General features: G+C 37.0%; 26 protein-coding genes and 1 other annotated feature. Of the genes, 25 read left to right on the top strand and 1 reads right to left on the bottom strand.

Going from position 1 to position 26,769, the window contains the following annotated elements; all coding sequences use genetic code 11:
- From mtaB to LMF89_RS13430, 22 genes are all read left to right on the top strand, one after another.
- Complete coding sequence (gene mtaB / locus LMF89_RS13535; RefSeq protein WP_229535557.1) at window positions 1–1,308, top strand: tRNA (N(6)-L-threonylcarbamoyladenosine(37)-C(2))-methylthiotransferase MtaB; 1,308 nt, start codon at window positions 1–3, stop codon at window positions 1,306–1,308.
- A 170-nt stretch (window positions 1,309–1,478) separates the two neighbouring features.
- Window positions 1,479–1,826, top strand: a complete 348-nt coding sequence (locus LMF89_RS13530) for a histidine triad nucleotide-binding protein (RefSeq protein ID WP_007954357.1) — start codon at window positions 1,479–1,481, stop codon at window positions 1,824–1,826.
- Window positions 1,827–1,921: 95 nt separating this feature from the next.
- Window positions 1,922–2,095, top strand: a complete 174-nt coding sequence (rpsU, locus tag LMF89_RS13525) for a 30S ribosomal protein S21 (RefSeq protein WP_007936555.1) — start codon at window positions 1,922–1,924, stop codon at window positions 2,093–2,095.
- A 30-nt stretch (window positions 2,096–2,125) separates the two neighbouring features.
- Window positions 2,126–2,578 (top strand): GatB/YqeY domain-containing protein, encoded by a 453-nt coding sequence (locus tag LMF89_RS13520; protein WP_229535556.1) that lies wholly within the window; start codon window positions 2,126–2,128, stop codon window positions 2,576–2,578.
- Between the two features lie 540 nt (window positions 2,579–3,118).
- Complete coding sequence (locus LMF89_RS13515) at window positions 3,119–4,408, top strand: NfeD family protein (RefSeq protein ID WP_229535555.1); 1,290 nt, start codon at window positions 3,119–3,121, stop codon at window positions 4,406–4,408.
- A 22-nt stretch (window positions 4,409–4,430) separates the two neighbouring features.
- A complete protein-coding gene (gene floA / locus LMF89_RS13510; RefSeq protein ID WP_255711332.1) occupies window positions 4,431–5,441 on the top strand; it encodes a flotillin-like protein FloA in 1,011 nt (336 codons plus the stop codon).
- Between the two features lie 8 nt (window positions 5,442–5,449).
- Window positions 5,450–5,797, top strand: a complete 348-nt coding sequence (locus LMF89_RS13505; RefSeq protein WP_229535554.1) for a hypothetical protein — start codon at window positions 5,450–5,452, stop codon at window positions 5,795–5,797.
- Between the two features lie 199 nt (window positions 5,798–5,996).
- A complete protein-coding gene (locus LMF89_RS13500; RefSeq protein ID WP_229535553.1) occupies window positions 5,997–7,520 on the top strand; it encodes an ATP-binding protein in 1,524 nt (507 codons plus the stop codon).
- A 301-nt stretch (window positions 7,521–7,821) separates the two neighbouring features.
- Window positions 7,822–8,100 carry a sporulation protein YqfC gene (yqfC, locus tag LMF89_RS13495; protein WP_007936567.1) on the top strand — a complete coding sequence of 93 codons (279 nt, stop codon included), beginning with the start codon at window positions 7,822–7,824 and terminating at the stop codon, window positions 8,098–8,100.
- Entirely contained in the window at window positions 8,090–9,328 is a 1,239-nt protein-coding gene (yqfD, locus tag LMF89_RS13490; protein ID WP_229535552.1) for a sporulation protein YqfD, read from the top strand. Before yqfC ends, yqfD begins: the two co-directional genes overlap by 11 nt.
- Before the next feature lie 258 nt (window positions 9,329–9,586).
- A complete protein-coding gene (locus tag LMF89_RS13485; RefSeq protein ID WP_229535551.1) occupies window positions 9,587–11,770 on the top strand; it encodes an HD family phosphohydrolase in 2,184 nt (727 codons plus the stop codon).
- Window positions 11,721–12,155, top strand: a complete 435-nt coding sequence (gene ybeY, locus LMF89_RS13480) for an rRNA maturation RNase YbeY (RefSeq protein WP_229535618.1) — start codon at window positions 11,721–11,723, stop codon at window positions 12,153–12,155. The genes LMF89_RS13485 and ybeY overlap by 50 nt, the downstream gene beginning before the upstream one ends.
- Window positions 12,155–12,508: a diacylglycerol kinase family protein gene (locus tag LMF89_RS13475; RefSeq protein ID WP_255711330.1), complete on the top strand. Its 354-nt coding sequence runs from the start codon at window positions 12,155–12,157 to the stop codon at window positions 12,506–12,508. Before ybeY ends, LMF89_RS13475 begins: the two co-directional genes overlap by 1 nt.
- A gap of 17 nt (window positions 12,509–12,525) precedes the next feature.
- Window positions 12,526–12,930 carry a cytidine deaminase gene (locus LMF89_RS13470; RefSeq protein ID WP_229535549.1) on the top strand — a complete coding sequence of 135 codons (405 nt, stop codon included), beginning with the start codon at window positions 12,526–12,528 and terminating at the stop codon, window positions 12,928–12,930.
- Complete coding sequence (era, locus tag LMF89_RS13465; RefSeq protein ID WP_229535548.1) at window positions 12,920–13,816, top strand: GTPase Era; 897 nt, start codon at window positions 12,920–12,922, stop codon at window positions 13,814–13,816. The genes LMF89_RS13470 and era overlap by 11 nt, the downstream gene beginning before the upstream one ends.
- A gap of 353 nt (window positions 13,817–14,169) precedes the next feature.
- Complete coding sequence (locus LMF89_RS13460) at window positions 14,170–15,453, top strand: hemolysin family protein (RefSeq protein WP_017531234.1); 1,284 nt, start codon at window positions 14,170–14,172, stop codon at window positions 15,451–15,453.
- Window positions 15,454–15,543: 90 nt separating this feature from the next.
- Window positions 15,544–15,675 (top strand): YqzL family protein, encoded by a 132-nt coding sequence (locus LMF89_RS13455; protein ID WP_229535547.1) that lies wholly within the window; start codon window positions 15,544–15,546, stop codon window positions 15,673–15,675.
- A gap of 110 nt (window positions 15,676–15,785) precedes the next feature.
- Window positions 15,786–16,538: a DNA repair protein RecO gene (recO, locus tag LMF89_RS13450; RefSeq protein WP_229535546.1), complete on the top strand. Its 753-nt coding sequence runs from the start codon at window positions 15,786–15,788 to the stop codon at window positions 16,536–16,538.
- A 107-nt stretch (window positions 16,539–16,645) separates the two neighbouring features.
- On the top strand, window positions 16,646–17,104 hold the full coding sequence (locus LMF89_RS13445) for a DUF4342 domain-containing protein (RefSeq protein WP_229535545.1): 459 nt from the start codon (window positions 16,646–16,648) through the stop codon (window positions 17,102–17,104).
- A gap of 54 nt (window positions 17,105–17,158) precedes the next feature.
- Window positions 17,159–17,378 (top strand) — a binding site (T-box leader).
- Window positions 17,379–17,523: 145 nt separating this feature from the next.
- Entirely contained in the window at window positions 17,524–18,399 is an 876-nt protein-coding gene (gene glyQ, locus LMF89_RS13440) for a glycine--tRNA ligase subunit alpha (protein WP_007936582.1), read from the top strand.
- 2 nt (window positions 18,400–18,401) lie between these two features.
- The gene (glyS, locus tag LMF89_RS13435) at window positions 18,402–20,462 is read left to right on the top strand and encodes a glycine--tRNA ligase subunit beta (protein WP_229535544.1); all 2,061 of its coding nucleotides are present in this window, start codon (window positions 18,402–18,404) and stop codon (window positions 20,460–20,462) included.
- Between the two features lie 221 nt (window positions 20,463–20,683).
- Window positions 20,684–21,514: a pyruvate, water dikinase regulatory protein gene (locus LMF89_RS13430; protein ID WP_081490006.1), complete on the top strand. Its 831-nt coding sequence runs from the start codon at window positions 20,684–20,686 to the stop codon at window positions 21,512–21,514.
- Between the two features lie 37 nt (window positions 21,515–21,551).
- On the opposite strand, the gene LMF89_RS13425 is transcribed toward LMF89_RS13430, so the two are convergent.
- Window positions 21,552–22,028, bottom strand: coding sequence for an LptA/OstA family protein (locus LMF89_RS13425; protein WP_229535543.1), 477 nt, complete (start codon window positions 22,026–22,028; stop codon window positions 21,552–21,554).
- A gap of 210 nt (window positions 22,029–22,238) precedes the next feature.
- Here LMF89_RS13425 and LMF89_RS13420 point away from each other — a divergent pair, with 210 nt between their 5' ends.
- The 3 genes from LMF89_RS13420 (at window position 22,239) to rpoD (ending at window position 26,635) form a co-directional block, all read left to right on the top strand.
- Window positions 22,239–23,234, top strand: coding sequence for a deoxyguanosinetriphosphate triphosphohydrolase (locus LMF89_RS13420; protein ID WP_229535542.1), 996 nt, complete (start codon window positions 22,239–22,241; stop codon window positions 23,232–23,234).
- Window positions 23,235–23,653: 419 nt separating this feature from the next.
- Entirely contained in the window at window positions 23,654–25,465 is a 1,812-nt protein-coding gene (dnaG, locus tag LMF89_RS13415; protein ID WP_229535541.1) for a DNA primase, read from the top strand.
- 54 nt (window positions 25,466–25,519) lie between these two features.
- Entirely contained in the window at window positions 25,520–26,635 is a 1,116-nt protein-coding gene (gene rpoD / locus LMF89_RS13410) for an RNA polymerase sigma factor RpoD (RefSeq protein ID WP_007936591.1), read from the top strand.
- The last annotated feature ends 134 nt before the right edge of the window (window positions 26,636–26,769 follow it).

Raw genomic sequence — 26,769 nt, 5'->3', positions numbered from 1 at the left:
GTGCCGCAAGTTGCGTTTACTACATTAGGATGTAAAGTGAATCAGTTTGAAACAGAAGTTATGGAAGGGTTATTTAAGCAGCGGGGCTATGAAAAGGTTCCTTTTGATCAAGTTGCTGATGTTTATGTTATTAATACTTGCTCTGTTACCCATTTGGGTGAAAAAAAATCTCGGCAAATTATTAGGCGGGCGATACGCCTTAATCCTGAGGCAGTTGTAGCTGTAGCTGGATGTTATGCCCAAATCTCACCGAAAGAAATTGAAGCGATAGAAGGCGTAAAAGTAATTGTTGGTACACAAGATCGTAAACGTATAGTGGATTTAGTAGAGCAAGCTGCTCATTGCATGAGTCCAGTAAATGTTGTGACCAATATTATGAATGCAGAGCATTTTGAAGATATTCCTTTATTTGAAGCCCCTGGGCGTACACGAGCTTTTCTGAAAATCCAGGAAGGTTGTACTAATTTTTGCACTTATTGTATTATTCCATATGCCCGTGGGCCTTTAAGATCCCGTTCTTTGGCGAGTATCATTCAAGAAATCGAAAAACTGATTGCCGCAGGCTTTAAAGAAATTGTATTAACAGGAATTCATCTAGGAGCATATGGTCATGATGTTGAAGATAAGATTACGCTGGCAGATGCTGTAAGATCAATCCTAAGTATAAAAGGTCTTGTTCGTCTTCGTTTAGGTTCTTTGGAGTCTATTGAAATATCAGATGAATTAATTGCCCTTATGAAGCAGGATGATAGGCTATGCAGTCATCTGCACTTACCTTTGCAAGCCGGTGATGCTGCTATTTTGAAAGCTATGAACAGGCATTATACCCTAGATGAATACCAACAGCTTATTACTAATATTAGAAATAAAGTTGAAGATATTGCTATTTCTACGGATATTATTGTCGGTTTCCCCGGTGAAACGCTAGAGATGTTTAATAATGCATTAACCTTTGTAGAAAAGATGAATTTTTCTCGCATGCATATTTTTCCTTACTCACGGCGTAGTGGTACGCCTGCTGCTGAATATTCTGGGCAAATACCAGAAGAAGAAAAAAAACGACGAGTACAAATTATGCAGGAATTAGCAGAAAAAAAAGCGGATGAATTTCTGCAGCGTTTTCTTAATCGGCAGTTCACTGTTTTATTTGAGATGGAAAATCAAAAAAATGCGAATATTATCGATGGTTTAACTGGAAACTATATTCGTGTTTATACGAATGGCAATCAAAATATGCAAGGAAAATCGTATCAGGTGTTATTGGAAAAACCATATCGTGATGGAGTATGGGGAAAAATAGTAGATTAAATTTGCAAAAAGAAGTCATTGGCGGCAGGATATCCGAGAAAAAAGCAGAATAATTTTAAAGACTCAGATAGAATATGTGTATGAATTATACTAGTAATAAAGATTAACCAATATTTGGTCTTTATAGTTGTGCTATTTGGGTAGTAAAAAGAGAAGGGAGGTGTTGTAGTATGCCGCAGGAATGTATTTTTTGTAAGATTGCAGCCAAGGAGATTCCTGTAACTGTTTTATATGAGGACGAGCATATGATCGTTTTTCCTGATATAAATCCAGTTGCCCCTGTCCATGTGTTAGTAATTCCCAAAAAGCATATTGCTAATCTCCTAGAACTAGCGCCTGAAGATGCATCACTAGTAGGTCATATCGTATTTACCATTTCCCAGCTTGCTTCTCAGTTAGGAATTGAGGAAGATGGATTTCGACTGGTTGTAAATACGAAAGATAATGGTGGACAAACGGTTCATCATTTGCATTGGCATGTACTTGGTGGTAGATTTATGACTTGGCCACCAGGTTGATATTGACAATGCTTACCTATATCGTGTATAATTTCTAGGTGTATGTAGAACAAATACACTTCCCCATATCGGTTCAGTGGAGGGAGGGATATCAGATGTCAGAAGTTAAAGTAGGAAAAAATGAAACAATTGATAGTGCACTCCGCAGATTTAAACGTACTTGTCAAAAAGCCGGCACTCTTGCTGAAATAAGAAAGCGCGAACATTATGAAAAACCTAGCGTAAAGCGCAAGAAAAAATCCGAAGCAGCGCGTAAACGCAAGTTTTAATTAGAGTTTCTAAGTTTCGGAGGTTTTTATATGTCTTTAAAAGAAAGATTGACAGAAGATATGAAGCAGGCTATGAAGGATAAAGAGTCAGGTAAATTGCGCCTTTCTGTTATTCGCATGGTACGTGCTAACATAAAGAATGTCGAGATAGACAGTAAACAAGAGCTTTCTGACGATGAGGTTTTAGGTGTTGTTTCCAAAGAAGTAAAGATGCGTCGCGATTCAATTGAAGAGTTCACGAAAGGCAATCGTTTAGATTTAGTTGAAAATCTTGAACAGGAAATTGAAGTTTTGATGAAGTATTTACCGGAGCAACTTAGTGAAACCGAAGTTCGTACTTTAGTGGAGCAGGCTGTGGCAGAATCCAAAGCGGTTAGTCCTAAAGAAATGGGCAAAGTAATGGCTGTCCTAATGCCGAAGGTCAAAGGACGTGCTGATGGTAAACTAGTTAATACCATAGTACGTGAGATGCTAAGTCAATGAGTTAATCTGGTACTTATTTCTTAATAAGTACCAGATTTTAATTTTTCAGGGTAAATGTATAACAAAAATAGCCCTGTTACTAGAAAATGAGTTCTTGTAACCATTATCTCTAGAAGAAGGGCTTTGGGAATTGCTTCATGATGTGATAAAAAATAAGACAAGCAGAAAGCTTGTCTTATTTTTAAATGTAATTGTAAGTGAAACATAAAGGTTATTATTTTAGCTATTACAAAAATAATTATAGATACAAAACAATAAATACGGTTAATAATACAATAGTGATTAAAGAGTTATAATAGAAAGTAGTAGAAAATAGTTATATATCGTAGAGATTACTTATAAAAATGAAAGTAATAACAATGTTGCGATAATTGGCATTTTAAATATGAATAGTAGAACATGTGATACAAATATGTAGTATAATTAGAGTGCGTAAATTATGTCACTTATTCCTTACAATTTAGACATTAACATACAAACTTCGACAAGTCAAGATGTTTGCTGTAAAAAAATAAAATAAAAGTAAAGGAGGAATAATAGATGAAAATCATATTAAGAATAGTTGTTGCATGTATATTTATTAGTATGCTGGCATGTGTCTATGAGCCGATAGTGGCTAATGCTCAGCAGGTAGTACTTATAAATGTTAAAGGTGAGATTGACGGTAGCCAAGCTGCATTAGTAAATCGAGCCGTACTTGAGGCTGAAAAAAACAATGCTGCTGCTATAATCATTGAAATGGATACTTTTGGTGGTTTGGTTGACTCTGCTGTTAAAATTCGTGATATGATTAGTCAGACCCCAATTACAACGATTTGTTATATTAAGAATCGAGCTTGGTCGGCTGGAGCCTTAATTGCCATTGCTCATAAGCACATTGCCATTGCACCAGGCGGCAGTATTGGCGCAGCGGAACCGATACCGACCACGGAGAAAACCATTGCCGCATTAAAGGCTGAATTTGCCGCGACTGCAAATAAAAGTGGACGCAATGTTAAAGCTGCGGAAGCGATGGTGGATAAAACAGTAGGTTTTCCCGGATATGCTGAGCCAGGGCAAATCCTAGCTCTTACTGATTATCAGGCAAAAGAGGTAGGCTATGCTGAAATATTAGCGGCTGATAGAAAAGATGTATTGGCCCACTACGGATTAACCGATCATGAGATGATCGAATATCATCTTGGTTGGCCCGAAAAAATAGCAGGATGGTTTTCTGACCCGGCAGTAAAGTCATTTTTAGTCTCCGTTATCTTTCTAGCTGTATTTACAGAAATTAAAACTGCCGGTATGGGAGTAGCAGCATTCATTGGTTTATTAGCGGCAATGTTATTTTTTGGCAGTCAATGGCTGACTGGTCTAGCAGGATGGTTTGAGCTTATTTTATTTGCTAGTGGTATTTTACTGATCCTAATAGAATTGTTTGTACCAGGTTTTGGCTTTTGGGGTATTAGTGGTGTTGGTTGTATTTTGGTGAGCTTGTTCCTTACTCTAGGTGGCAATGTAACAGCTCTTAGTTTATTGTCCATTAGCTTATTTATGGCAATTGCTGGTTTTCTATTAATACTTAAGTATTTGCCCTCAAGTAAATTATGGGCTAAATTGATTTTAAAGGATTCAGAGACAAAAGAAGCAGGCTTTAGTAGTAGTCATGATTATAGTGTTTATATAGGGAGAGAAGGTGTTGTTCTTACTTTGTTAAGACCATCAGGTGTAGCTGATTTTGATGGTGTTCAGTTGGATGTAGTATCAGAAGGTCAATATATTGAGCCAGATGTACGAGTAAAGGTGGTGAGCAGTAACGGTAACCGGATTGTAGTGAAGCGTATTTAAAATGGAGTAGGAGGTAATAATAATGGGGATTTTCAGTGTAATAGGACCTTTGTTTTTAGTGTTGCTGGTGGTAGTAGGTATTGCGATCTTTTTGCATTTTGTACCCCTTGGACTATGGATTTCAGCCATTGCCGCTGGAGTGCGTGTAGGTATCTTTACGTTAGTTGGAATGAGACTTAGACGAGTGCCTCCTTCTAATATCGTATTACCTTTAATTAAAGCAAATAAAGCAGGACTTGAGGTAAATGTAAATCAATTGGAAGCTCATTATTTAGCAGGAGGGAATGTGGATCGTGTGGTAGATGCTTTAATTGCTGCCCACCGAGCAGAAATTCCTTTGCCTTTTGCCAGGGCTGCTGCTATTGATTTAGCAGGTAGAAATGTTTTAGAAGCCGTCCAAATGAGTGTTAATCCTAAAGTTATTGAAACACCGGTTGTAGCTGCTGTAGCAAAGAATGGGATTGAGCTTAAAGTAAAGGCTCGCGTAACGGTAAGAGCGAATATTGATCGTTTGGTTGGCGGTGCTGGTGAAGCTACTGTTTTAGCCAGAGTTGGTGAGGGAATCATTACTACAGTCGGTTCGTCCGTTGATCATAAGGATGTATTGGCAAATCCAGATCACATCTCTCGTACTGTGTTATCAAAAGGTCTTGATGCAGGAACGGCATTTGAAATATTGTCGATTGATATTGCGGATGTGGATGTGGGACGTAATATTGGTGCGGAACTAATGACAGATCAGGCAGAAGCTGAAAAACGTATTGCTCAGGCAAAAGCAGAAGAACGAAGAGCCATGGCTGTTGCTCAAGAGCAGGAGATGAAGGCATATACACAGGAAATGCAAGCTAAGGTTGTAGAAGCGCAGGCAGAAGTTCCTCATGCCCTTTCAGTAGCCTTAACCGAAGGACGTATTGGAGTCATGGATTATTATAATATGAATAATATTATGGCAGATACGCAAATGCGGGAGACTATAAGTAAAGCGGGTCCAGCAGCGCCGTCTTCTAATAGACCTGAAGAACCAAGGAAATAGGTGATACTATGGATGATTTAGTACCTTTATTATTAGTTGCTATGGTGTACTTAGTACCAGCCGTGTGGCGCAGATTTATAGCGAAGAATCAGACACAAACGACGCATGTGCCGGAGCAGGTGATCATTCCTGAAATTGAATTTATTCCAGAAGAAAGTACAGGGGAGACAAAGGATTATAGCGCAAATTTGCCATTGGCAATTACCTCTCAAATAGAAAGTATCCATGCTATTGAAGAGGAAACATTGCCGTGGCAAGGTAAACTAACGGAAAATGTAGTAGTCAATGGAGTAATTTTTGCAGAAATTCTTCAGCCTCCCCGTGCATATCGTCCCTTTGTAAGAGGGATGAAATAAGGATAATCATTGTATTCCATTGCAAAAAAAAAATACCATAAAATTTCTAGATTTAGAGAAAAATAACAGGGAAAATAACCCCTGTTATTTTTTTTGCTATTTTGTACAACATACATATGTAAGGGTGACTGTTTTTATAAGACATAAGGAGAAGTTTAACAATAATTCATATAAATAGTAGAAAGGGGCGTGAACATCTGTGGAGACAGAGTATAAAGGAAGATTAACCTATGCAAAAGGCACATCAATCGAATTTGTGGTCGCACCTAACCAAGATGTTGACTTTGGTGATATTTTAGTAGTAGAGGGCAACAATAGTGATCGGTTTTATATCAGGGCTCATGATTTTAAGGTGAAGTCACGCTGGTCAGGTTTAAATGGTGTAGGTTACTTAATGAGTAAACTGGATGAGAATGGTCAGGTAGAAAATCAAGAAGAATTAGATTTTTATATGGGTGGTAACCATACTGTAAAAATTGGTATGGCAGAACAATTGTGCTATGTTGATGATAAAGGGCAACTATTAAATCCTAAAACATGCCCAGATTTTTTTTGTCAAGTGAGGACGTTAAATGCTCAAGATTCAAGTTTGCTTTCTGAAATTAAAGGTGATTTAGAAATTGGATTCTTGAAAAGCGGGCGAGGCGTATTGACCATGCCTGTTGGAATTTATGGTGCTAAATCCATAACGGAGCATATTGGTATATTTGGGACTACGGGCTCAGGAAAAAGTAATGTAGTAAAAGTGCTCGCAAGTTCCGTAATTGATAGTGGAAATTATGGTTTGCTAATTTTTGATGTGCATAATGAATATTTTAAAGACTTATCCTCTCATCCAATGTCAAGGGAGCGTTTATGTGTGTATCATACAGATGATAAACAGTATGGAAAAACGATCGAAGTTAATTTCTCGGAAGTTGGTCCAGAAGATATTACTGCTTGCGCTACCTTCACAGAACCTCAGATGGATGCAATTTACAAATTGTCATCTGTATGGAAAGAAGATTGGATGCGCTATGTTCTGCAATACGATACAAAAGATATAATCGATGAATTGGCTGGATGCACAGGGCAAAAATTTCATTCTCGAACCATCGGGAAAATAAAAAGCATTTGTTGGAACTTAGAGCAGGAGTTGCATGTAAAGCAGGAAGAAGCTACAGTCATTTCTCAAATTATCAATGAATTAGAACAGGGCAAGGTTGTACTTGTAGAGTTGAAGAATATTTCACCCGTAGGGGAGCAAGCCTTATCCACTTTATTATCTAAAAAACTTTTAAATAATTATGCTGGCAAAACGGAAGAAGAACGTAACCAAATAAAGCCAGTGTTAATTGTGTTGGAAGAAGCTCATCGATTTTTAGGTAAAAAAGAAAATAGCAGTAGCAACGTATTCTCTCGTTTGGTGAGCGAGGCACGAAAATTTAATTTGGGAATGTGCGTAGTGGATCAACAGCCTCGTTTGCTGGCAGATAAAGTATTATCTCAGTTAAATACACTCTTCATTCTTGGCTTGGCTTCTAAGGCTGATCGCAGCAAGATAGAAGCAATGTGTCGTAAAGATATATTGCAGCAGCGTAATGAAATAAAAAATTTAGATTGTGGTGAAATGATAGTAGCAACCAACTATATGCGCTTTGCAGCCCCTGTAAAAGTTCATAAATATGAAAATTTCTTGCAACAGCGATATGCTGACTATATACCAGCATTGCCCATTGTATAAGCGTGGAAAATATCCACGCTTTTTCTTATAATATAGAATTATAAGTTTTGTAGGCAAAAAAATATAAGATGATATGAACCACAAAAGCGCAATGCCGCTGATGCGGCACACAAAGGAGTACACAAAATAGGTTATAAATAGACCCCTTTGTGTACTTTGCGTCTTTGTGTTCCTTTCTATGTTTTATATTTTTTAGGTCAAAGTATTTTCTTATTTGCCTGTGCTATTTGGTGTTGTTTTAGCCTTTTGTACTACATGTTGGTTTTAAGCATATATATTTATATAGAGGGAGGGGGTTGTTGTGCAGTATCGTAGAAATAGGCATTTACAACGTTTAGCTGGCATATTAGAAATTCCTCAGGATATTGTGCTGGATTTGCCCCGCATTACGATGTTGGGTAACAAACAGTTACTATTGGAAAATCATAAAGGAATTATTGAGTATACTCCTTCGTTGGTACGTATAAAATTAGAACAGGGTGAACTCATCATCTGCGGTAAAGAACTAACACTTGGTAATTTACAGGTGGAACAAATATTGGTTGAAGGTACTGTGGAGGAAGTCAAGTATGATACGTAATATGTCCCATTACATTCATGGTACTGTTAAAATAAAGGTTAGTGGGTCTATGCCTGAGAAGTTTATTAATTTGTGTGTAATGAAAAATATCTTTCTATGGGGCCTTACTAAGAAAAATGAAGGACTTTTTGTTTGTATGAGTCTTTCAGATTTTTTTTCCATTAGACCTATCGTACGTAATAGTAAGAATCACATTAAAGTAGTAAAGTATTATGGATTTCCATTTGTGATAAAGAAAATAAAAAAACGTAAAATGATGGTAATTGGTCTAATTCTATTTTTATGTGTACTTAATACTTTGGTATCTTACATCTGGTTTATCGATATTATAGGTAATAAAGCGATACCTGCTCAGCAAATTAGAAATCTTATAGCGGAAAATGGGTTAAGACCAGGTATGCTTAAAAGTGATATTCCTGTAAAAAACATTGAAAATCAAGTAGCAATCACATTGCCGGAGGTTGCTTGGGTCGGAATTCGTTTCACTGGTATACATGCAGTCGTAGAAATTGTGGAGAAAACAATTTCCAAACCTCAAGATAAAGAGCCAGCCGATATTGTGGCAGTAAAAGATGGCGTTATTACAGAAATTATTGCCTTATCTGGACAGAGTGTTGTTAAAAAAGGTGATACAGTGAAAAAAGGAGATGTACTGATTAAAGGAGTTAGCTATGAGGGAGCGATGGTGGATTCTACTACGATAAACCCACCTCAGCAAAAAATTAGAGCCAAGGGTATTATTAAAGCGCGGGTTTGGTATGAAAGTTATGGAGAATCTGAATTGTTAACAACTGTTCATGAAAGGACAGGACGCCAGGAAATTGGTGTTGACTTAAGAGTTGGACAACAGGAATTCCAATTGAAAAAAGTTGCAGTAAAACCAGGTGATTTGGTGGAAGTAGATACCTTTAAGAAAAAGCTTTTTTGGTGGAGGAATCACGATATAATTGTCGAATCTACTATAAGTACATATTATGAACTTGATGAAAAGAGGATTGAAATAGGTATAGAGGAAGCGAAAGAACAAAGTAAGTCTAGGGCTTTTACATCATTACAATCCTTGATTCCTGAAACAGCACATGTATTATCAAGGAATATTGAAGTCTTACAAATGCCCGAAAAAAATTTGGTTCGTGTTAAAGTAAATGTAGAGACAGTTGAAGATATTGGTGAATTTACGAGTATAACTATAAAAAATGAGGTTAGTACACCGCCAAAATATAATTGATGATAAAGTTAAAATATGAAAAAGGGCTTGCATTTTGCTATAATCTGACAAGATGCCTAGGAAAGCCCTTTCTTCTTTTATTACTTTTATTCACTCATAGGAATGATCACAGCGATCTACATGGAAGTTCTTAAAATGACGAGAACAAGTGTGTTAAGAATAGGATTTAAGGTAATGGGGTAAACTCTTATTGTTATTTATTGCCAAAAATCTGGTTGTACATTGAATCTCATGTTGCTAAATATGGAGTTGAAATTCGTGATATCATTAAATAATAAGTTGCGAGAATTTTTTACTCAGCCTACAAGTATATATGGAAAGCCAATTGCACGGCGACTTGTATTAGGAGTAGCTTTTTTTCTGTTGTTCATGATTATTTTATCATCCGATTTTGTCTCGGATAAAGTATCTCTTGAAGTAGGACAAGTTAGTGACCGTGATGTAATAGCACCAAGGACGGCCGCATATGTAGATGTAATTAAGACGAAAAAATTTGAGGATGAAGTATTATCCAGTGTAGCGAATGTCTATGATTTAGATGTTACTGCAATCGCTAAAGCCGAAGAAAATATAGGCGCGATTTTTAGCGAGGCAAGGCAGGTTGTGGGAAATAAAGAGCTAGTTTCAGCAGAGCAAAAAAAGGAAAAATTACAGCAAGGGTTGCCGCTGCCATTGCCTAATAATGTTCTTGATGGATTAGTTCACCTTGACGCGGCATCAATGGTCAATGCAGAGGAACAGTCTAAATCTATTTTACGTAAATTCTTTCAGAGAGGTATTCGTGATGATGATTTAGATATTGCCAGGAAGCATATTGTAATTGAAACAGAAGAAATGGGTTTAGACAAAAGGGTTGAGTCTGTAATAGCTGGAATTGGACAAGCACTGTTAAAACCAAATTTTATTTTAAACGTTCGTGAAACAGATAAACGTAAACAGTCTGCTATAAACAGTATGGAACCAGTACGGGAAACGGTAAAAAAAGGTCAGATAATGGTAAGGCGCGGAGATATTGTCACTCCTGAACAAATTCACGCTGTAGAAGAATTGGGCTTATCCAAAGGGCATGTTAATGAAATGCGTATATTTGGACTTGCCATTTTTGTTATAGCTGTCATGATTATTATTTTGGGATACATGTATCGGTTTGCTTACCCTATTTATACAAATGATTTATATTTAGTGTTATTAGGATTAATTACGCTGGTAACCTTATTACTAGGTAAGGCTGCTCATTATTATTCTGATTTTTCAGCTCCAATTGCTGCTGGAGCTCTCCTCGTCGCCATATTGATTGATGCTCGCCTAGGAGTAGTGATTAGTATCGCTTTAGCACTGTTATTTGGTATTATTGTTGAACATGATTTACGAGCCGTATCAACAGTGTTAATTGGAAGCTTGATTGGTGTTTATAGTGTATCGAAGATGGCTCATGGCTATAGCCTGACAAAAACAGGAATTATCATTGCTGGCGTTAATTTTGTAGTGATTGGTGCCACAGGTTTTATTGAGCAATTAAATAGTGCGCAAATTCTCATGCAAGGAGTACAGGGTATTGTAAGCGGTATTGCAGCTTCTGTCATTACAACAGGGCTCCTGCCTTATTTAGAAAATGCTTTTAATATCACTACGCCCTTAAAGTTATTGGATTTAGCGCAGCCTAATCATCCTTTGTTGCAACGACTGCTTTTAGATGCTCCAGGGAGTTACCATCATAGTGTCTTAGTTGGAAATTTAGCAGAAACGGCTGCAGGTTATGTCCATGCAGATCCTGTGACCGTGCGCGTAGGGGCATATTATCATGATATTGGTAAAATTAAACGACCTTACTTTTTTGTGGAAAACCAAGCAGGGAATGAAAATCCTCATGATAAAATAGCGCCTTCGTTAAGTACCCTAATTGTAACCTCACATATCAAGGACGGCGTTGATTTGTGCCGTGAGTATAAATTGCCTCAGATTATTATTGATATTGTGCAGCAGCATCACGGAACGATGTTAGTGTCCTATTTTTATAAAAGGGCTACCGAAAATGAGCATAGTGAATGCATTATTGAGGCGGATTTTCGGTATGAAGGTCCACGTCCTCAGAGTAAAGAAGCAGCTCTTATTATGCTAGCGGATGCTTGTGAGGCGGCAGTACGTTCCATTGGCAAACCCAACAAAAATCGAATAGAAGCAACTGTTCGTAAAATCATTCGTGAACGTTTGCATGATGGACAATTAGATGAATGCAATGTAACATTAAAAGACTTGAACGTAATCGGCGATGTATTTATTCGAGTTCTTTCCAGTATGTTTCATACCCGAATTGAATATCCCGATACATTGAAAGAGTTGGAGAGGAGAAAAGCAAAGAATGGAAATAGCAATAAGCAGTCCTCTGCAAAAGATGATAGTAACGCTGGAAATGGAACAGATAGTGAAATCGGTGTTAAATAAAACTGCTGAAGTCTACGGAATCGAGCCTCATACAGAGGTGAGTGTTGTTTTGGCTGATGATGGTTACATTCATCAGTTGAATCGACAATATCGAGGAAAAGACTGCTCTACTGATGTATTATCCTTTGCGTTAAATGAAGGAGAAGAGCCTCAAATAGTTAATGGGCCAGAAGAGGTTTTGTTAGGTGATATTATTATTTCTCTTGAAACCGCAGCGCGGCAGGCGGAGGAATTTGGACATAGTTTAGAGCGTGAATTGGCTTACTTAACAACTCATGGTATCTTGCATCTATTGGGATATGACCATATGACAGAGGATGAAAAAGCAGAAATGCGTCAGGAAGAAGAACATATTTTATTTTTGTTAGGCATTACTCGTGTATAATGAGAAAGAAGCAAAGTTTGCTAATCTCCGTTAAAAGTGCTTTTGGGGGGATTTATTATTGCGTTACGCATGAGCGTAATATGAAAATTCACATTGGAGCGGGGTTAACTGTAGGATTTTTGTCTTGGTGGCTTGCATTAGATAAATATGAAATACTGATCTTGTTAGTAACGGTAGAAGGTGTATTAGTAGCAGAGATGATCAATACGGTGGTGGAAACTCTGGTAAATATGATATCGCCAGAGTTTCATCCTCTGGCAAAAATAGCTAAAGATGTAGCTGCTGGAGCTGTTCTGATAACCGCTATATTTTCATTAGTCGTTGGGTATATGCTCTTTTTTTCAAAACTTTAAAAGTAAAGGGGCGTATTATGAAAAAATTAATTCAAGCAGCAAAATCTGGACGAGAGTATGCTTATGTGCCTTATTCAAACTTTAAAGTGGGTGCTGCAGTATTAACAAAGAATGGAAAGATATATGTGGGCTGTAATGTTGAAAATGCTTCTTATGGCTTGTCTAATTGTGCAGAACGTACAGCTATTTTTAAGGCTGTTTCTGAAGGAAATCAAGAGTTGACAGCGATTGCTATTGTGGCGGATACGGTAAAGCCTGTAGCGCCTTGCGGAGCTTGCAGGCAGGTAATGTCTGAGTTTGGTATTAGTAAAGTGATTATGAGTAATTTGCAAGAGGAAGAATACATTGTTACTCTAGAAGAGTTATTACCCTATTCATTCGAAAAAAAACATTTGTCAGGAGAAAAGAATCATGGAAGTTAATAAAGATCATAAGTCAGGGTTTGTTTCAGTAATTGGCAGACCAAACGTTGGTAAATCTACTTTAATTAATAGTCTCATTGGACAAAAAGTCGTGATTATGTCGGATAAACCTCAGACAACGCGTAATAAGATTATGTGTGTTCTTACACTTGATGATGCACAAATTTTATTTATTGATACGCCTGGTATACATAAACCTAAGCATAAATTGGGCGAATACATGCTTAAAGCAGCAGAAAATACGCTGCGTGAAGTAGACGTCATTTTTTTTGTTGTAGATGCTACTGAGGATATTGGTGGAGGCGAGCGATACATACTGGAATTATTATCACTAGTTAAAACACCAGTTATTTTGGTAGTCAATAAAATTGATAAGATCGAGAAAACCAAACTGCTGCCAATCATACAAAAGTATTCTGCTTGCTATGAATTTGTAGGTGTGGTACCTATTTCCGCGATGGAACATACCAATCTGGATGGTTTGATTATAGAGGTGAAAAAATATTTAGAGCCTGGTCCTCAATATTATCCGGAAGATATGATTACGGATCAACCGGAACGTTTAGTAATTGCCGAGATGATTCGTGAGAAAGTTCTTCATGCTACACGAGATGAAATTCCCCATTCTATTGCTGTGGATATTGAGGAAATCACAACTAGAGCAAATGAAGATTTATACATCCGGGCTGTGGTTTATGTAGAGCGGGAATCCCAGAAGGGAATTGTAATTGGTGCTAAAGGACAATTGCTAAAAGAAGTGGGGAAGCTGGCACGGATTGATATTGAAAATCTTTTAGGATCAAAAATATTTTTAGATTTATGGGTTAAAGTGAAAAAAGACTGGCGTAATAAAGAAGGCAGCTTACGAAGCTTTGGTTATGAGTAAAAGTTGGTTGCTAAAACTTCATTAGGTAAATTATTTACTGTGGCTGTCACATTGTGACAGCCATTCTTTATTGACCGAAATGCTACAAGATGGTATCATTTGTAAAGAGAGGTGAAATCGGTCTTTATGTTGGAAGGGGTTAATATTATTATGACAAATTGGGTTATAATAAATTAAGGGACAAATCATTGAACGTTTTCTAGTTAGATAAATTGTTTTTGCAAATTATATTGCAAGAGTTGCATAGGAAGCATTAAGACTAGTTTTCACTGCCGAACCGTAATATTTTGAGGGAGAGATGCGCTATCGAGTCGCCTTTATATAGCTCGCTAAGTTTATTGGCAGCTTTTTTATTGGTTTTACTAAATGGTTTTTTTGTAGTTGCGGAATTTTCTTTGGTGAAGATTCGTAAAACTCGTATAGAAGAACTAGTACAGCAAGGAAATTCACGAGCTGAATTAGCATTAAAAATTATATCTTCTTTAGATACGTATCTAAGCGCAATTCAATTGGGGATTACACTCGCTTCATTGGCTTTAGGTTGGATTGGGGAACCTGCCATGTCCTCTATTTTACAGCCTTTAATATTTGCCTATTTACCAGGATCACAATTAGTATTACACACCATAACAGTCGCTATTGGATTTACTATTATTACCTTACTGCATGTAGTGATCGGTGAATTGATTCCGAAGTCATTAGCTATTCAAAAAGCGGAAAGCATGCTGCTTTGGGTAGTATGGCCATTATATATATTCCATAAAATTGGTTATCCTGTGATTACGCTATTTGATCATACTGCTTGGTTTTTCCTGAAGCTTTTAGGTGTCAAGCCAACGAGTGAATCTGACTTAGCTCATTCGGAAGAAGAATTAAGGATGATTGTAAGCGCCAGCCACCGAGGCGGGGTATTAGACCAAATGGAAAGTGATCTTTTAGATAATGTTTTTGATTTCGCTGATCGTTTAGCACGCGAGGTTATGGTGCCTCGTCAAGATATTGTTTGTTTATTTGCTGATGACTCATACGAAGAAAACATAAAAGTAGTCCGTGAAACGCATCATACTCGTTTTCCATTATGTTTAGAAGATAAAGATCATATTATGGGCATGATTCATCTTAGAGATCTAATGGACTTCGATCTTTGCAATACAGAGCAAAAAGATTTAACAACGATTATGAGGGAGATCTTGGTAATTCCCGAAGGCATGTCAGTAGCTAAAATCTTACAGATGATGCGGCGCAAGCGTATTCATCTTGCGGTTGTGGTTGATGAATACGGCGGTACTGCGGGGCTTGTTGCCATGGAAGATATTATTGAAGAAATCGTTGGTGATATTAAAGATGAGCACGATGAATTGATTCAACCAGAAATTCAACGTATGCCTGATAATACCTATGAATTTGATGGCAGAGTACTGTTAGAGGATGTAGCGGATTTATTAAATATTCGCTTGGAAGAACATGAAGAGGATACCATTGGCGGATATATATTTGGCGTATTAGGGCGTCGTCCTGAAATCGGGGATGAGGTAACAATTGGTGAATATAGCTTTGTTCTGCTACAAGTCAATGGTTTTCGTGTAGTTCGGGTAAAAGCCTTGCCTCTTCCTAAAACGGATGAGAGTGAAGCTTAGCTATAAAAGAAGATACTTGGAAAGGAGGTTTATAAGGCGAGGAAGTTGGAAGGTCGTGTCGAAAAAATATGTGCGAAAGGATGATGTCAAGTGTTGTTACGGGATTTAATGTGGGAAGTTTTCCAAAGCACCGGACAAATTGAAGCATATTTGATCTATCGTTCATGCACTGAATCTAACGTGATACCTGAAACACCACCAGTTACTAAGATCGGCTTATAATCTCTTGGAATTAAAATCATATAGATTTAAACAAAATAGGGGCGTATGCATTGTGAACGCCTCTTACATATTCAAATTATATTTTAAGCAGTAGGTTAATTGAGGGAAATATGGCACAATATCAAACAGAAGCCATCTTAGTTGCAGCACGTGATTGGGGTGAAGCGGATAAGATGGTAACTTTATTTTCTCGGGAGCATGGCAAGATTATTGCCTTTGCCAATGGAGCTAGGCGGCCTAAGAGCCCCTTAGCTGGTGGTATGCAACTTTTTACCCATATGGATGTAAGGGTGGTTTCAGGGAAAAACTATGATTCTGTGAAACAATGTGAGATGAAAAATTCTTTTCGTCAAGTACAAGAGGATTTTAACTGTATGGCTTATGGTACATTTATTGCAGAACTAGTAGCAGAACTTTGTCCGGAAAAGCAGCCTGAACCTCAAGTATTTGATTTGTTATTAGAAGTACTAAAAATACTTCCTATGCGTAATCCGCGCATGGTAGCCCTAGCTTGGGCTTGGCAAATGCTATTTATTATGGGATATTATCCTGACTTTAAGCAATGTGTTATTTGTGGACAAGCCTTAGTATTACCTAGTTATTTTTGTTTTTTAAACGGAGGCTGCATCTGCTCGAATTGTGACCATGGAAAACTGCCAGAAGTGAATGGAAAAATAGTTGATTTTATCGATTGTTTATTACATGTCAACTGGAAAAATCCGGTTGAATTTACTGTAAGTGGTGCAGTTTTAATGCAAACAGAGAAAATCTTGATAGAGTATTTGACGCAATGTTTGGACAAGCCACTTAAATCTATGAAGTTTATAAAACAAGTTGCTGAAGTAATGCAAGATGAAAAATGAGAGCAGCTAAAAGTTGTTGCCACAACAATGTAACAAAATGGAATTTTTGAATAAGGATTATCACTGTTGGAAATAATAACAAAAATATTTCTTAGGAGGATTTCATCATGGAAGAAATAACATTAGAAAAAATTGATATTATACGAGGGCGTACAGGGCTTTCCTATCGAGAGGCTAAAGAAGCATTAGAACGGAATCAAGGAATTTTACTTGATACGTTAATTGAATTAGATGAGAAGAAAGAAATAAACTGGACAGAGGGCTTTTCTGTACGATCTGGAGAAGTGATTGATAAGGTAAAAGCTCTTATCCACGAAGGCAATGTTAATAAAATTAGTATAAAGAGTGAAGGACGTACCTTAGTTGAAATTCCTGTAACACTTGGCGCTCTAGGAGCTGTAGTGTTACCACAAATTGCAGCATTAGGAGTATTAATAGCAATGTTTAAACGGTGTAGTATCGAAGTTGTGCGCAATGATGGCAGTACTACAGAGACAAAAATATCAGATGATGATACAGCAGTTGATGAAGAAAAAAATGAGTTTCATAAAAATAGTGGACTTTAGACGCTACTATATACCATTGACAATATAAATAACTTTTGTTATGATTTTAACTAAATTAAGGCAATGAAGGAAAAAAGTAGCCTATTGTTTTTAGCGAGTCAGGGATGGTGTAAGCTTGGCAATGTAATGGGTGAAAGGCATTCCTAAGCCGTAAGAGGAAATTCTGCGCATGCGCTCGATAGTGTGGAAGAGTAAAACTTGCTATAACTTAAGGTGGATCATGTTCTCATGGTCAATCAGGGTGGAACCGCGGGAAAAACCTCTCGTCCCTGTAACGATATGTTACTGTGGATAGGGAGGTTTTTATTTGTAAACAAGCAGTCGCATACGTTTATTTGCATAAGCAAGGCTGAGGATTGCATTTTGGCTGAGACTTAATGTAGATTAAGTTTTTTACTATTAAGGGAGGCGTATTATTAGTGACTTTTCAAGAGATTATTTTGACACTACAAAATTTTTGGGCTGGACAGAAATGTATTTTAATGCAACCGTATGATGTGGAAAAGGGGGCAGGTACAATGAATCCTGCAACCTTTTTACGAGCTTTAGGACCAGAACCTTGGAATGTTGCATATGTGGAACCTTCGCGTCGTCCTGCAGATGGACGTTATGGAGATAATCCTAATCGTTTGTTACAGCATCATCAATTTCAAGTTATCATGAAACCATCACCTGCAAATATTCAAGAACTCTATTTAGAAAGTTTGGTAGGTTTAGGAATTGATCCCAGTCAGCATGATATTCGTTTTGTTGAAGATAACTGGGAATCTCCAACCTTAGGTGCATGGGGACTTGGCTGGGAAGTGTGGTTAGATGGTATGGAAATTACCCAATTTACTTATTTCCAACAAGTTGGCAGTATTGATGTAAAACCTGTCTCTGTGGAAATTACCTATGGTTTAGAGCGTTTGGCAATGTATATTCAAGGAAAAGAAAATGTGTATGAACTAGAATGGGTAGATGGCGTTACTTATGGCGATGTTTTTCACCGTAATGAAGTAGAACAATCTCATTATAATTTTGAAATTGCTGATACGGATTTGCTATTCCAGTTGTTTGATATGTATGAAAAAGAAGCCATCCGAGTCATTGAAGCAGGCTATGTATTACCCGCCTATGATTATGTGTTAAAATGCTCTCATACTTTTAATCTATTAGATGCCCGTGGTGCGATTAGTGTTAGTGAACGTACCGGTTTTATTGGAAGAGTTCGTAATATGGCCAGATTGTGCGCACAAGGCTATTTAGAACAACGAGAAAAATTAGGCTTTCCCTTGCTTAAGGAGGGTAAATAATTATGGCAAAAGATTTATTATTTGAAATTGGTACGGAAGAAATTCCTGCAAGATTTATGGCAGGCGCTTTAAGCCAACTTGAGAATATTGCTAGAAATAAATTTGATGAACTTAGAGTTGGCTATAGAGATATTCAAGTGCTAGGGACTCCTCGACGATTAGCATTGATTGTGAGAGATGTAGTAGAAGAACAAGCGGATAAGAATAGTGAAAATAAAGGCCCTTCTATAAAGATTGCATTTGATGCAAATCATCTGCCAACAAAAGCTGCTCAAGGATTTGCCCGGGGGCAAGGTGTCGATCCAACTGATTTGGTGGTAAAAGATGGATATGTTTATGCTCTTGTACATGAAGTGGGCAAACCTGTCACGACCTTGTTGCCTGAGATCTTAAGCAATATTATTGATAGTCTTAATTTTCCTAAGAATATGCGATGGGCTAACTTTGATAGAAAGTTTGTTAGGCCTATCCGTTGGATAGTAGCACTTTTTGGTAGCGAGATCATTCCTTTTACCATTGCAGAAGTATCAACGGGGAATGCGACTCGCGGTCATCGTTTTTTAAGTAAAGGTGAATTAATCGTAAATTCTGTGGATGATTATTTTACTGTATTGCAGGAAAACTACGTTATGGTAAATCAAGAAGAGCGACGCAGCGTTATTCGTGAGCAAGTTCAGGAAATTGCCCTAAGTCAAGGTGGTACTGCTGCTATTGATGAAGATTTATTAGAAGAAGTAGTATATCTTGTGGAATATCCGACAGCTCTTTGCGGACGATTTGAAGAAAAATATTTATCATTGCCTCCAGAGGCTGTTATTACGCCTATGCGCGAGCATCAGCGGTATTTTCCTGTAGTCTCAAAAAATGGAAAGCTCTTACCTGTATTTATTACGGTACGTAACGGTTCCGCCGACCATATTGATATTGTTCGTCATGGTAATGAAAGGGTACTCAAAGCAAGATTAGCCGACGCTCAGTTCTTTTTTGAGGAAGATAAGAAGATAAAATTAATTGATCGCTTAGATAAACTTAAGACGATTGTTTTTCAAGAGGGATTAGGCACTGTTTATGATAAAACCATACGTATTGAGCATCTCGCGTTAGCTATTGCAAAATTTATAGGTACTGAAAATGTAAATAGGATTATTGAACGGAGTGCCAAACTTGCAAAGGCTGATTTGGTAACAGGGATGGTTTGCGAGTTTACCGAACTGCAAGGGACTATGGGGAAAGAATATGCATTGTTAAATGGAGAACAACCTGAGGTAGCTCAGGCAATATTCGAACACTATTTACCCCGTTTTGCTGGTGATATTTTGCCGGAAAGTGTAGCAGGAAAGGTGATTAGTATCGCTGACAAACTGGATAATATCGTAGCAACTTTCAGTCGTGGTCTAATACCAACGGGTTCTCAAGATCCTTATGCATTAAGACGCCAGGCATTAGGGATTGTTAATATCTTAATTGATAGCAACTATCATGTTTCGATGAATGCTATGCTGGTTCAAACTATGGATTTATTGGGTATTGTTCCTGAAAAGCGAGAGAAGTTGCTCATAGAAATTCAGGAGTTTTTCCGATTACGAATTAAGAATGTCTTAGCTGATGAAAATATTCGTTATGATATCGTTGATGCTGTAATGGGCACTAGCGTAGATGATGTATATGATACTTGGTTGAGGGCTAAAGCTATGGCAAATGATGGCGGCAGCAGCGAAATGCAGAAGGCTGTGCAAGCATTTACTCGGGTTGGTAATTTAGTCAAAAATGTTACAGCTGTTCAGGCAATTGATGAGAGCTTATTTACAGTAGATGAGGAACGCGTTCTCTATTTTGCCTATAAAGATGCATATGAAGAGATTCAAAGTATGACGGAAAGAAAAGACTATTGTGGTATACTCAATGCAATGATCAGGATGACTGAGCCAATTGATGCGTTTTTTGGTGCAGTTATGGTTATGGTTGAAGATGTAGCAGTAAAAAATAATCGTTTAGCATTACTCAAAGGAATTACAGGTCTTACTACGAATGTAGCAGATTTAAGTAAAATTGTAGCTTTATAAATCATATAAGAAAGAGCCTGTACAATGGATGCAGGCTCTTTTATACTTTTAACATGTAATAATTATCTATGTTTATTGGCAGAATGTTATAAAGAGAGTCTTTTAGAAGAGGATTTTGTATGATTTTAACGTATTATATAAATTGGAATTGGCTTTTATTAAAATAAATATACAATAGAATTATTAGTATAGGAGGGAGCATCATAGCTAAATCATCAGTAATTTATGCTTTATCGGATTCTATTGGTGAAACGGCGGAAATGATAGCTAGAGCCACAGCAAGTCAATTTAAAGCTGGAGCGTTTGAAATTATTCGTATTCCGTATATTAATAGTACCATTCAGATTGAAAGAATTTTAGAAGATGCAGCAAATTATACCAGTGTGATTTGTCATACCATTGTAGGACGTGAATTAAGAGAAGCGTTATTAGAACAGGCACAACGTTATAACATTCCTACGATTGATATTATGGGACCCATGATTGATGCTGTACAGCATGTATCAGGATTTGTTCCGCAATTAAAGCCAGGATTGGTTCATACTTTGGATCAAGCTTACTTCAAACGGGTTGCAGCAATTGAATTTGCGGTAAAATATGATGATGGGAAAAATCCTGACGGTATACTAAAAGCCGATGTGGTACTGGTTGGAGTATCGCGTACCTCAAAGACACCCTTGAGCATGTATCTGGCTCATAAAGAATTACGGGTTGCCAATGTACCGATGGTGCCTGAAGTGGCTCCGCCAAAAGAATTATTCGAAATTCCTACAGAAAAAATTGTCGGTTTAATTATTGATCCTGCCAAATTAAATAATATTCGGGCCGAGCGACTGCGTTCTATGGGATTAGACCCGGAATCCTGTTATGCTGATTCTGCACGAATCAAAGAGGAAGTAGAATATGCTAAAAGCATTATGCATAAATTAAACTGTCCTATTATTGATGTGTCAAATAAGGCTATTGAAGAAACTGCTAATAAAATTATGGAATTGATCTGTAGCAAAAAACAATCTAATATCTTTGGTGCGGATTATTGCTCACAAGTATAATAAAAAAACCTCCGGTAAAAATCCGGAGGCTTTTTTATTATAAGAATGTGTCTGTTGTTATATTATATTTTGCTGTATCCGCGGACCAGGAATTCCCATTTTGTTCAATTTGTACATTATCGCTAAAAAAGGCATTTTTATCTCGCCAGTTGTAATCGACGTGATTAGCTGTAACATTTAGGTTTGTGCGAGTAAAATGTACATTTCCTTCGACGATAGCTCGGTCTTGGGCACCATATACATAGACACTATCTGCAGTGAATAAAATATCATCTTGCTTTACTGTAATATTGCCACTTCCCCAAACTTCTAATGAGCCCATATTAACTTTTGCTTGATCTGCAGTAATCACACGGTTTTTAACTTGTATGTATACATTTCCATTTAATACATATAAACCGGTATTAATGTCAAAATATTGCTGATCTGCTGTAATAGTGGGTTTGGCAGCGAGAGTAGTTGCTGTAAATATCAGCATAAACAGTAAAGTAAATATGAAAGTTTTAGTTTTCATAATAATCTCCTCTCCGTATAAGTAAAGCATATAAACAAATCCTTAATAATATTATAACAGATTTTGTAGGAAAATGGAGGTGTAAATGCTTGGTATGCTGAAAAGAGTATATAAGATTCATTCGTTATCAAACTAGGTGTAATAATGAAGCAAACAATGCTTCTATCTAAAAAAAACGAAGGTTATGAAGTAAAATGCGGAGGCGATATTATGAATATACGTGAACGTATTGAGGAACAAGAATATAAAATACTGTCATCCTTTGCTAGTAAAAGTAGGGAAGCAATACGAGATAAAGAAGAAGAGGTATGTGAGTTTCGAACCGCTTTCCAGCGTGATCGTGATCGTCTTATCCATAGTAAGGCTTTTCGCCGATTAAAGCATAAAACCCAAGTTTATATTTCTCCTGGAGATCATTATCGCATGAGAATGACTCATAGTTTAGAGGTCTCACAAATATCTCGAACCATTGCCCGAGGATTAATGTTAAATGAAGATTTAATTGAAGCTATTGCCTTGGGACATGACGTTGGGCACACTCCTTTTGGTCATGTTGGCGAGTATGCTTTGCGTGAAATTATTGGTCGTTACCACCATAATGAACAGAGTTTAAGAGTCGTAGAACATCTCGAACGAAATGGCAGAGGACTGAACTTAACATTAGAAGTTAAAGATGGCATATTAAATCATACAGGTTTAAATAAGCCTTTTACCTTAGAAGGAAACGTAGTGCGTATTGGCGATCGTATCGCTTATTTATGTCATGACTATGATGATGGTATTCGAGCAGGGATGATCAGAACTGTTGATTTACCAGAAAAGGTGGCAAAGACATTAGGAACAAACCCGTCTAATATGATTACTGTAATGGTTTCTGATATGATTCGGACATCTGAAGGACGTAATGAAATACATATCTCGACTAACGTTAAAAATGCCATGGAAGAATTTCGTGAGTTTATGTTTCGAAAAGTATATCGTTCAACAGATTTAGAGCCGGATCGCAAGAAGGCGAAATATATCATTCATAAATTATATGAATACTTTACCCTTCACCCTGAAAGCTTACCACAGGAATTTTTAGAACGTGAAAGTATTTGGGGATTGGAGGTAACCATTGTTGATTACATTGCAGGTTTGACAGATAGTTATGCAGTTCATTTGTTTGAAGAGTTATTTATTCCGGCAAAGTGGATTGCCCGATGAGTTATAAGAAGAAGTTTCAATTTGTTATCAAAAAAAATATTAGTTGTCAAGAGGGAAAAGAGGATATTTATAAGTTATATTGAATACTATTGTTTATGAAAGTAAAATGAATGGAGTTATGTCCTAATTTGGAGCTCATTCTAAGATCTTTCAATTAATAGTATGAAATAATAAGTACTATGGTGCATGAATCTTATAGCAGGATTATGGGAATTTGTGTAGAAATAAATCACAAATCGAAAGTAGTTTTTCTTTTAATCATATTGGATATGCTAGTATTAGCAGGAATATGGGAAAAAATCGCGAAAACAGGAAAACAGGATATTCTTGTATCATAAGTCGAAAAGTTGATTAGTAGGAATATTTATTCATGAAAAATTAACAGGCTATATGGTTACGAGTAGGTTAAAGGTGAGTTTATGAAAGATGGGATTTATGATGAATTTATTGATAGGTTGCGTTCGGAGAGTGATATTGTAAGCATCTTATCAGATTATGTCCCTTTAAAAAAGAAGGGAAAAAACTATTGGGGCTGCTGTCCGTTTCATCATGAGAACACTCCTTCATTTTCAGTAACACCTGACAAAGGTTTTTTTTATTGTTTTGGTTGTCAAAGTGGGGGAAATGTATTTAATTTTTTAATGAAAATTGAAAACATTAGTTTTTTTGATGCGGTAAAAGTATTGGCGCAAAAAATGAATATTCCTTTGCCAGAAAAAGAGAAAAGTTCGCGGGAATTGGCAAGGGAACGTGAGAATAGCAAATTATACCGTGTCAATGAAATGGCTAGGGAGTTTTTTTATGCTTGTTTGACAAAAACTGTTTATGGTAAAAAAGCAAGAGAATATTTAAATTCCCGTGGTGTTACAGATGACGTCATTGAACGTTTTAAAATTGGCTTTGCTCCTCCTGCTTGGGATAAATTAGTAAACGCTTTTTTAGAACGTGGTGTAGAACAAGAGGTTTTGCTAAGAGCTGGTCTAATCGTAGAGAGAAATTCTGGTGATGGTGTTTATGACCGGTTTCGTAGTCGTGTAATATTTCCTATTTCTGATGCTCGAGGGCGGGTAGTTGGTTTTGGGGGAAGGGTGATTGATGATAGCCAACCTAAATATTTAAATTCACCAGAAACCTCTGTTTTTAATAAAAGATATATTTTGTTTGGTTTTGATGCTGCACAAAAGTTTATTAAGGAATCCGGGCAAGCCATTGTAGTAGAAGGTTATATGGATGCCATTACGGCTCATGCTTTTGGTATTCGAAATGTTGTGGCATCATTAGGTACAGCTTTTTCTCCTGAGCAGGCTAAATTATTGCTTCGTAATGCTAAAGATATATTTTTTGCTTATGATAGTGATGCTGCTGGGCAAAATGCTACAGTACGAGCTTTGTCAATTCTACGAAATTTAGGTGCGAATGTGAGAGTGATTTTGATTCCTGATGGCAAAGACCCTGACGAATTTATTCGCAAACATGGAACTGAGGCTTTTCAATCACTCATCCCAGAAGCATCTGATATTTTAGAGTATCAAATTAAGCAAGCTTTTCAAAGTATAGATTATAGCGGTCTGGAAGGTAAAGTTGCCGTTGTATCTAAAATAGTACCTATATTGGCAGAAGCGGATAATGCAGTAGAAGTGAACGCGTATATTGCTTCTATTTCACAGACGCTGGCAATTGATGAAAGTGCTATACGCAGCGAAGTTCGTAAATTTTTGTTTCAGCAACAAAAGGATAAAAATGTAAATAAAGGGAAGAATATATCTAATATGTTAGTTGTGAAGCAACCTTCAATCGCATTAGAACAAGCTGAAAGTCATATTATTCGATTAATGTGTGGGAATAGCTCTCTTATACCATATATTAAAGAGAAACTGTCTATTGAAGAAATACAAGGAGAAAATAGACGCGAAATAATCAATTTAATATTTAAAGAGTATAATATGGGAAAAGATATTACAGATACTGCTTGGACAATGATGCTAAGTGAAGCAGCAAATGCAGAACTATCTCATATTATGCTAATTGATATACAATATAATGATACTGATAATATCAAAATGGTTGATGATTGTATAAAAAATATGCGCCTAACAAATTTAAAGTTTTTATATGAACAGCACCGATTAAGGGCTGATGAATTAGAACGTCTGGGGGATAGTGGTTTTCTGCAGGCATTAGCAGAAAGTCAGCGAATAAACGATGAAATTAATAAATTGCGCAACTTATAATTCCAAAAAGAAACTACGCCTTGATTGGAGTGGCCAATGGAGGAGGGGAGTAAAATGACAGAGAAAAAGATGATATCAAATGAATTTGTAACTAAATTGGTGAACAAAGGGAAAAAACAGGGTGGCGTGTTAACTTATAGTGAAATCATGGATACTCTCCAAAGTGAAGATTTATCTCCTGATGAAATTGAAGAGATATATGAAGTCTTTTCTAGTAAGGGGATTGAGATAGTTGACGAGCTTCCTGATGATACTGAAAGACATGATGAACCTGATGTAGCAGAAGTAGAAGAAGTAACTCCAGAAGAAGTAGATATTGATTTAACAATTCCGGAAGGTATTAGTATTGATGATCCGGTTCGTATGTATCTTAAGGAGATTGGTCGAGTACCTTTACTGACAGCTGATGAAGAAATTAAATTAGCGCAACGTATGGAAGAAGGCGACGAGGAAGCAAAAAGGCGATTGGCAGAAGCTAACCTGCGCTTGGTTGTAAGTATTGCAAAACGCTATGTTGGGCGGGGAATGTTATTTTTGGACTTAATTCAAGAAGGTAATTTGGGCTTAATTAAAGCCGTTGAGAAATTTGACTATAATAAAGGCTATAAATTTAGTACCTATGCTACTTGGTGGATTCGCCAAGCAATCACAAGGGCAATTGCTGACCAAGCTCGAACGATTCGTATTCCAGTGCACATGGTGGAGACGATTAATAAATTGATACGCGTGTCTAGGCAATTATTACAAGAACTAGGACGTGAGCCTCAGCCAGAAGAAATTGCAAAAGAGATGGATATCAGTGTTGAGCGTGTAAGAGAAATTATGAAAATTGCTCAAGAGCCAGTATCTTTAGAAACACCGATTGGTGAGGAAGAAGATTCTCACTTAGGTGACTTTATTGAAGATCAGGATGCGCCAGCTCCTGCCGAGGCTGCTTCCTTTATGCTCTTAAAGGAACAATTAGAAGAAGTGCTAGAAACTCTTACTCCGCGAGAAGAAAAAGTTCTTAGATTACGGTTTGGACTTGATGATGGGCGAGCGCGCACACTAGAAGAGGTAGGGCAGCATTTCGGTGTTACCCGTGAACGTATTCGCCAGATTGAAGCAAAAGCTCTTAGAAAGTTACGTCACCCTAGTCGTAGTAAGAAATTAAAAGATTTCTTAGAGTAATAGTAAGTTTAATTTCATTTCTTAAAAAAAGTTGTTGACGTAACATTGGTATTGTATTATAATAGTTAATGTTGACGACATTCCTCGATAGCTCAGTTGGTAGAGCAATCGGCTGTTAACCGATCGGTCGTAGG

It is taken from the genome of Pelosinus baikalensis, assembly GCF_020819555.1.
Lineage (GTDB): Bacteria > Bacillota > Negativicutes > DSM-13327 > DSM-13327 > Pelosinus > Pelosinus baikalensis.
This window is presented reverse-complemented; position numbering and strand designations above follow the sequence as displayed.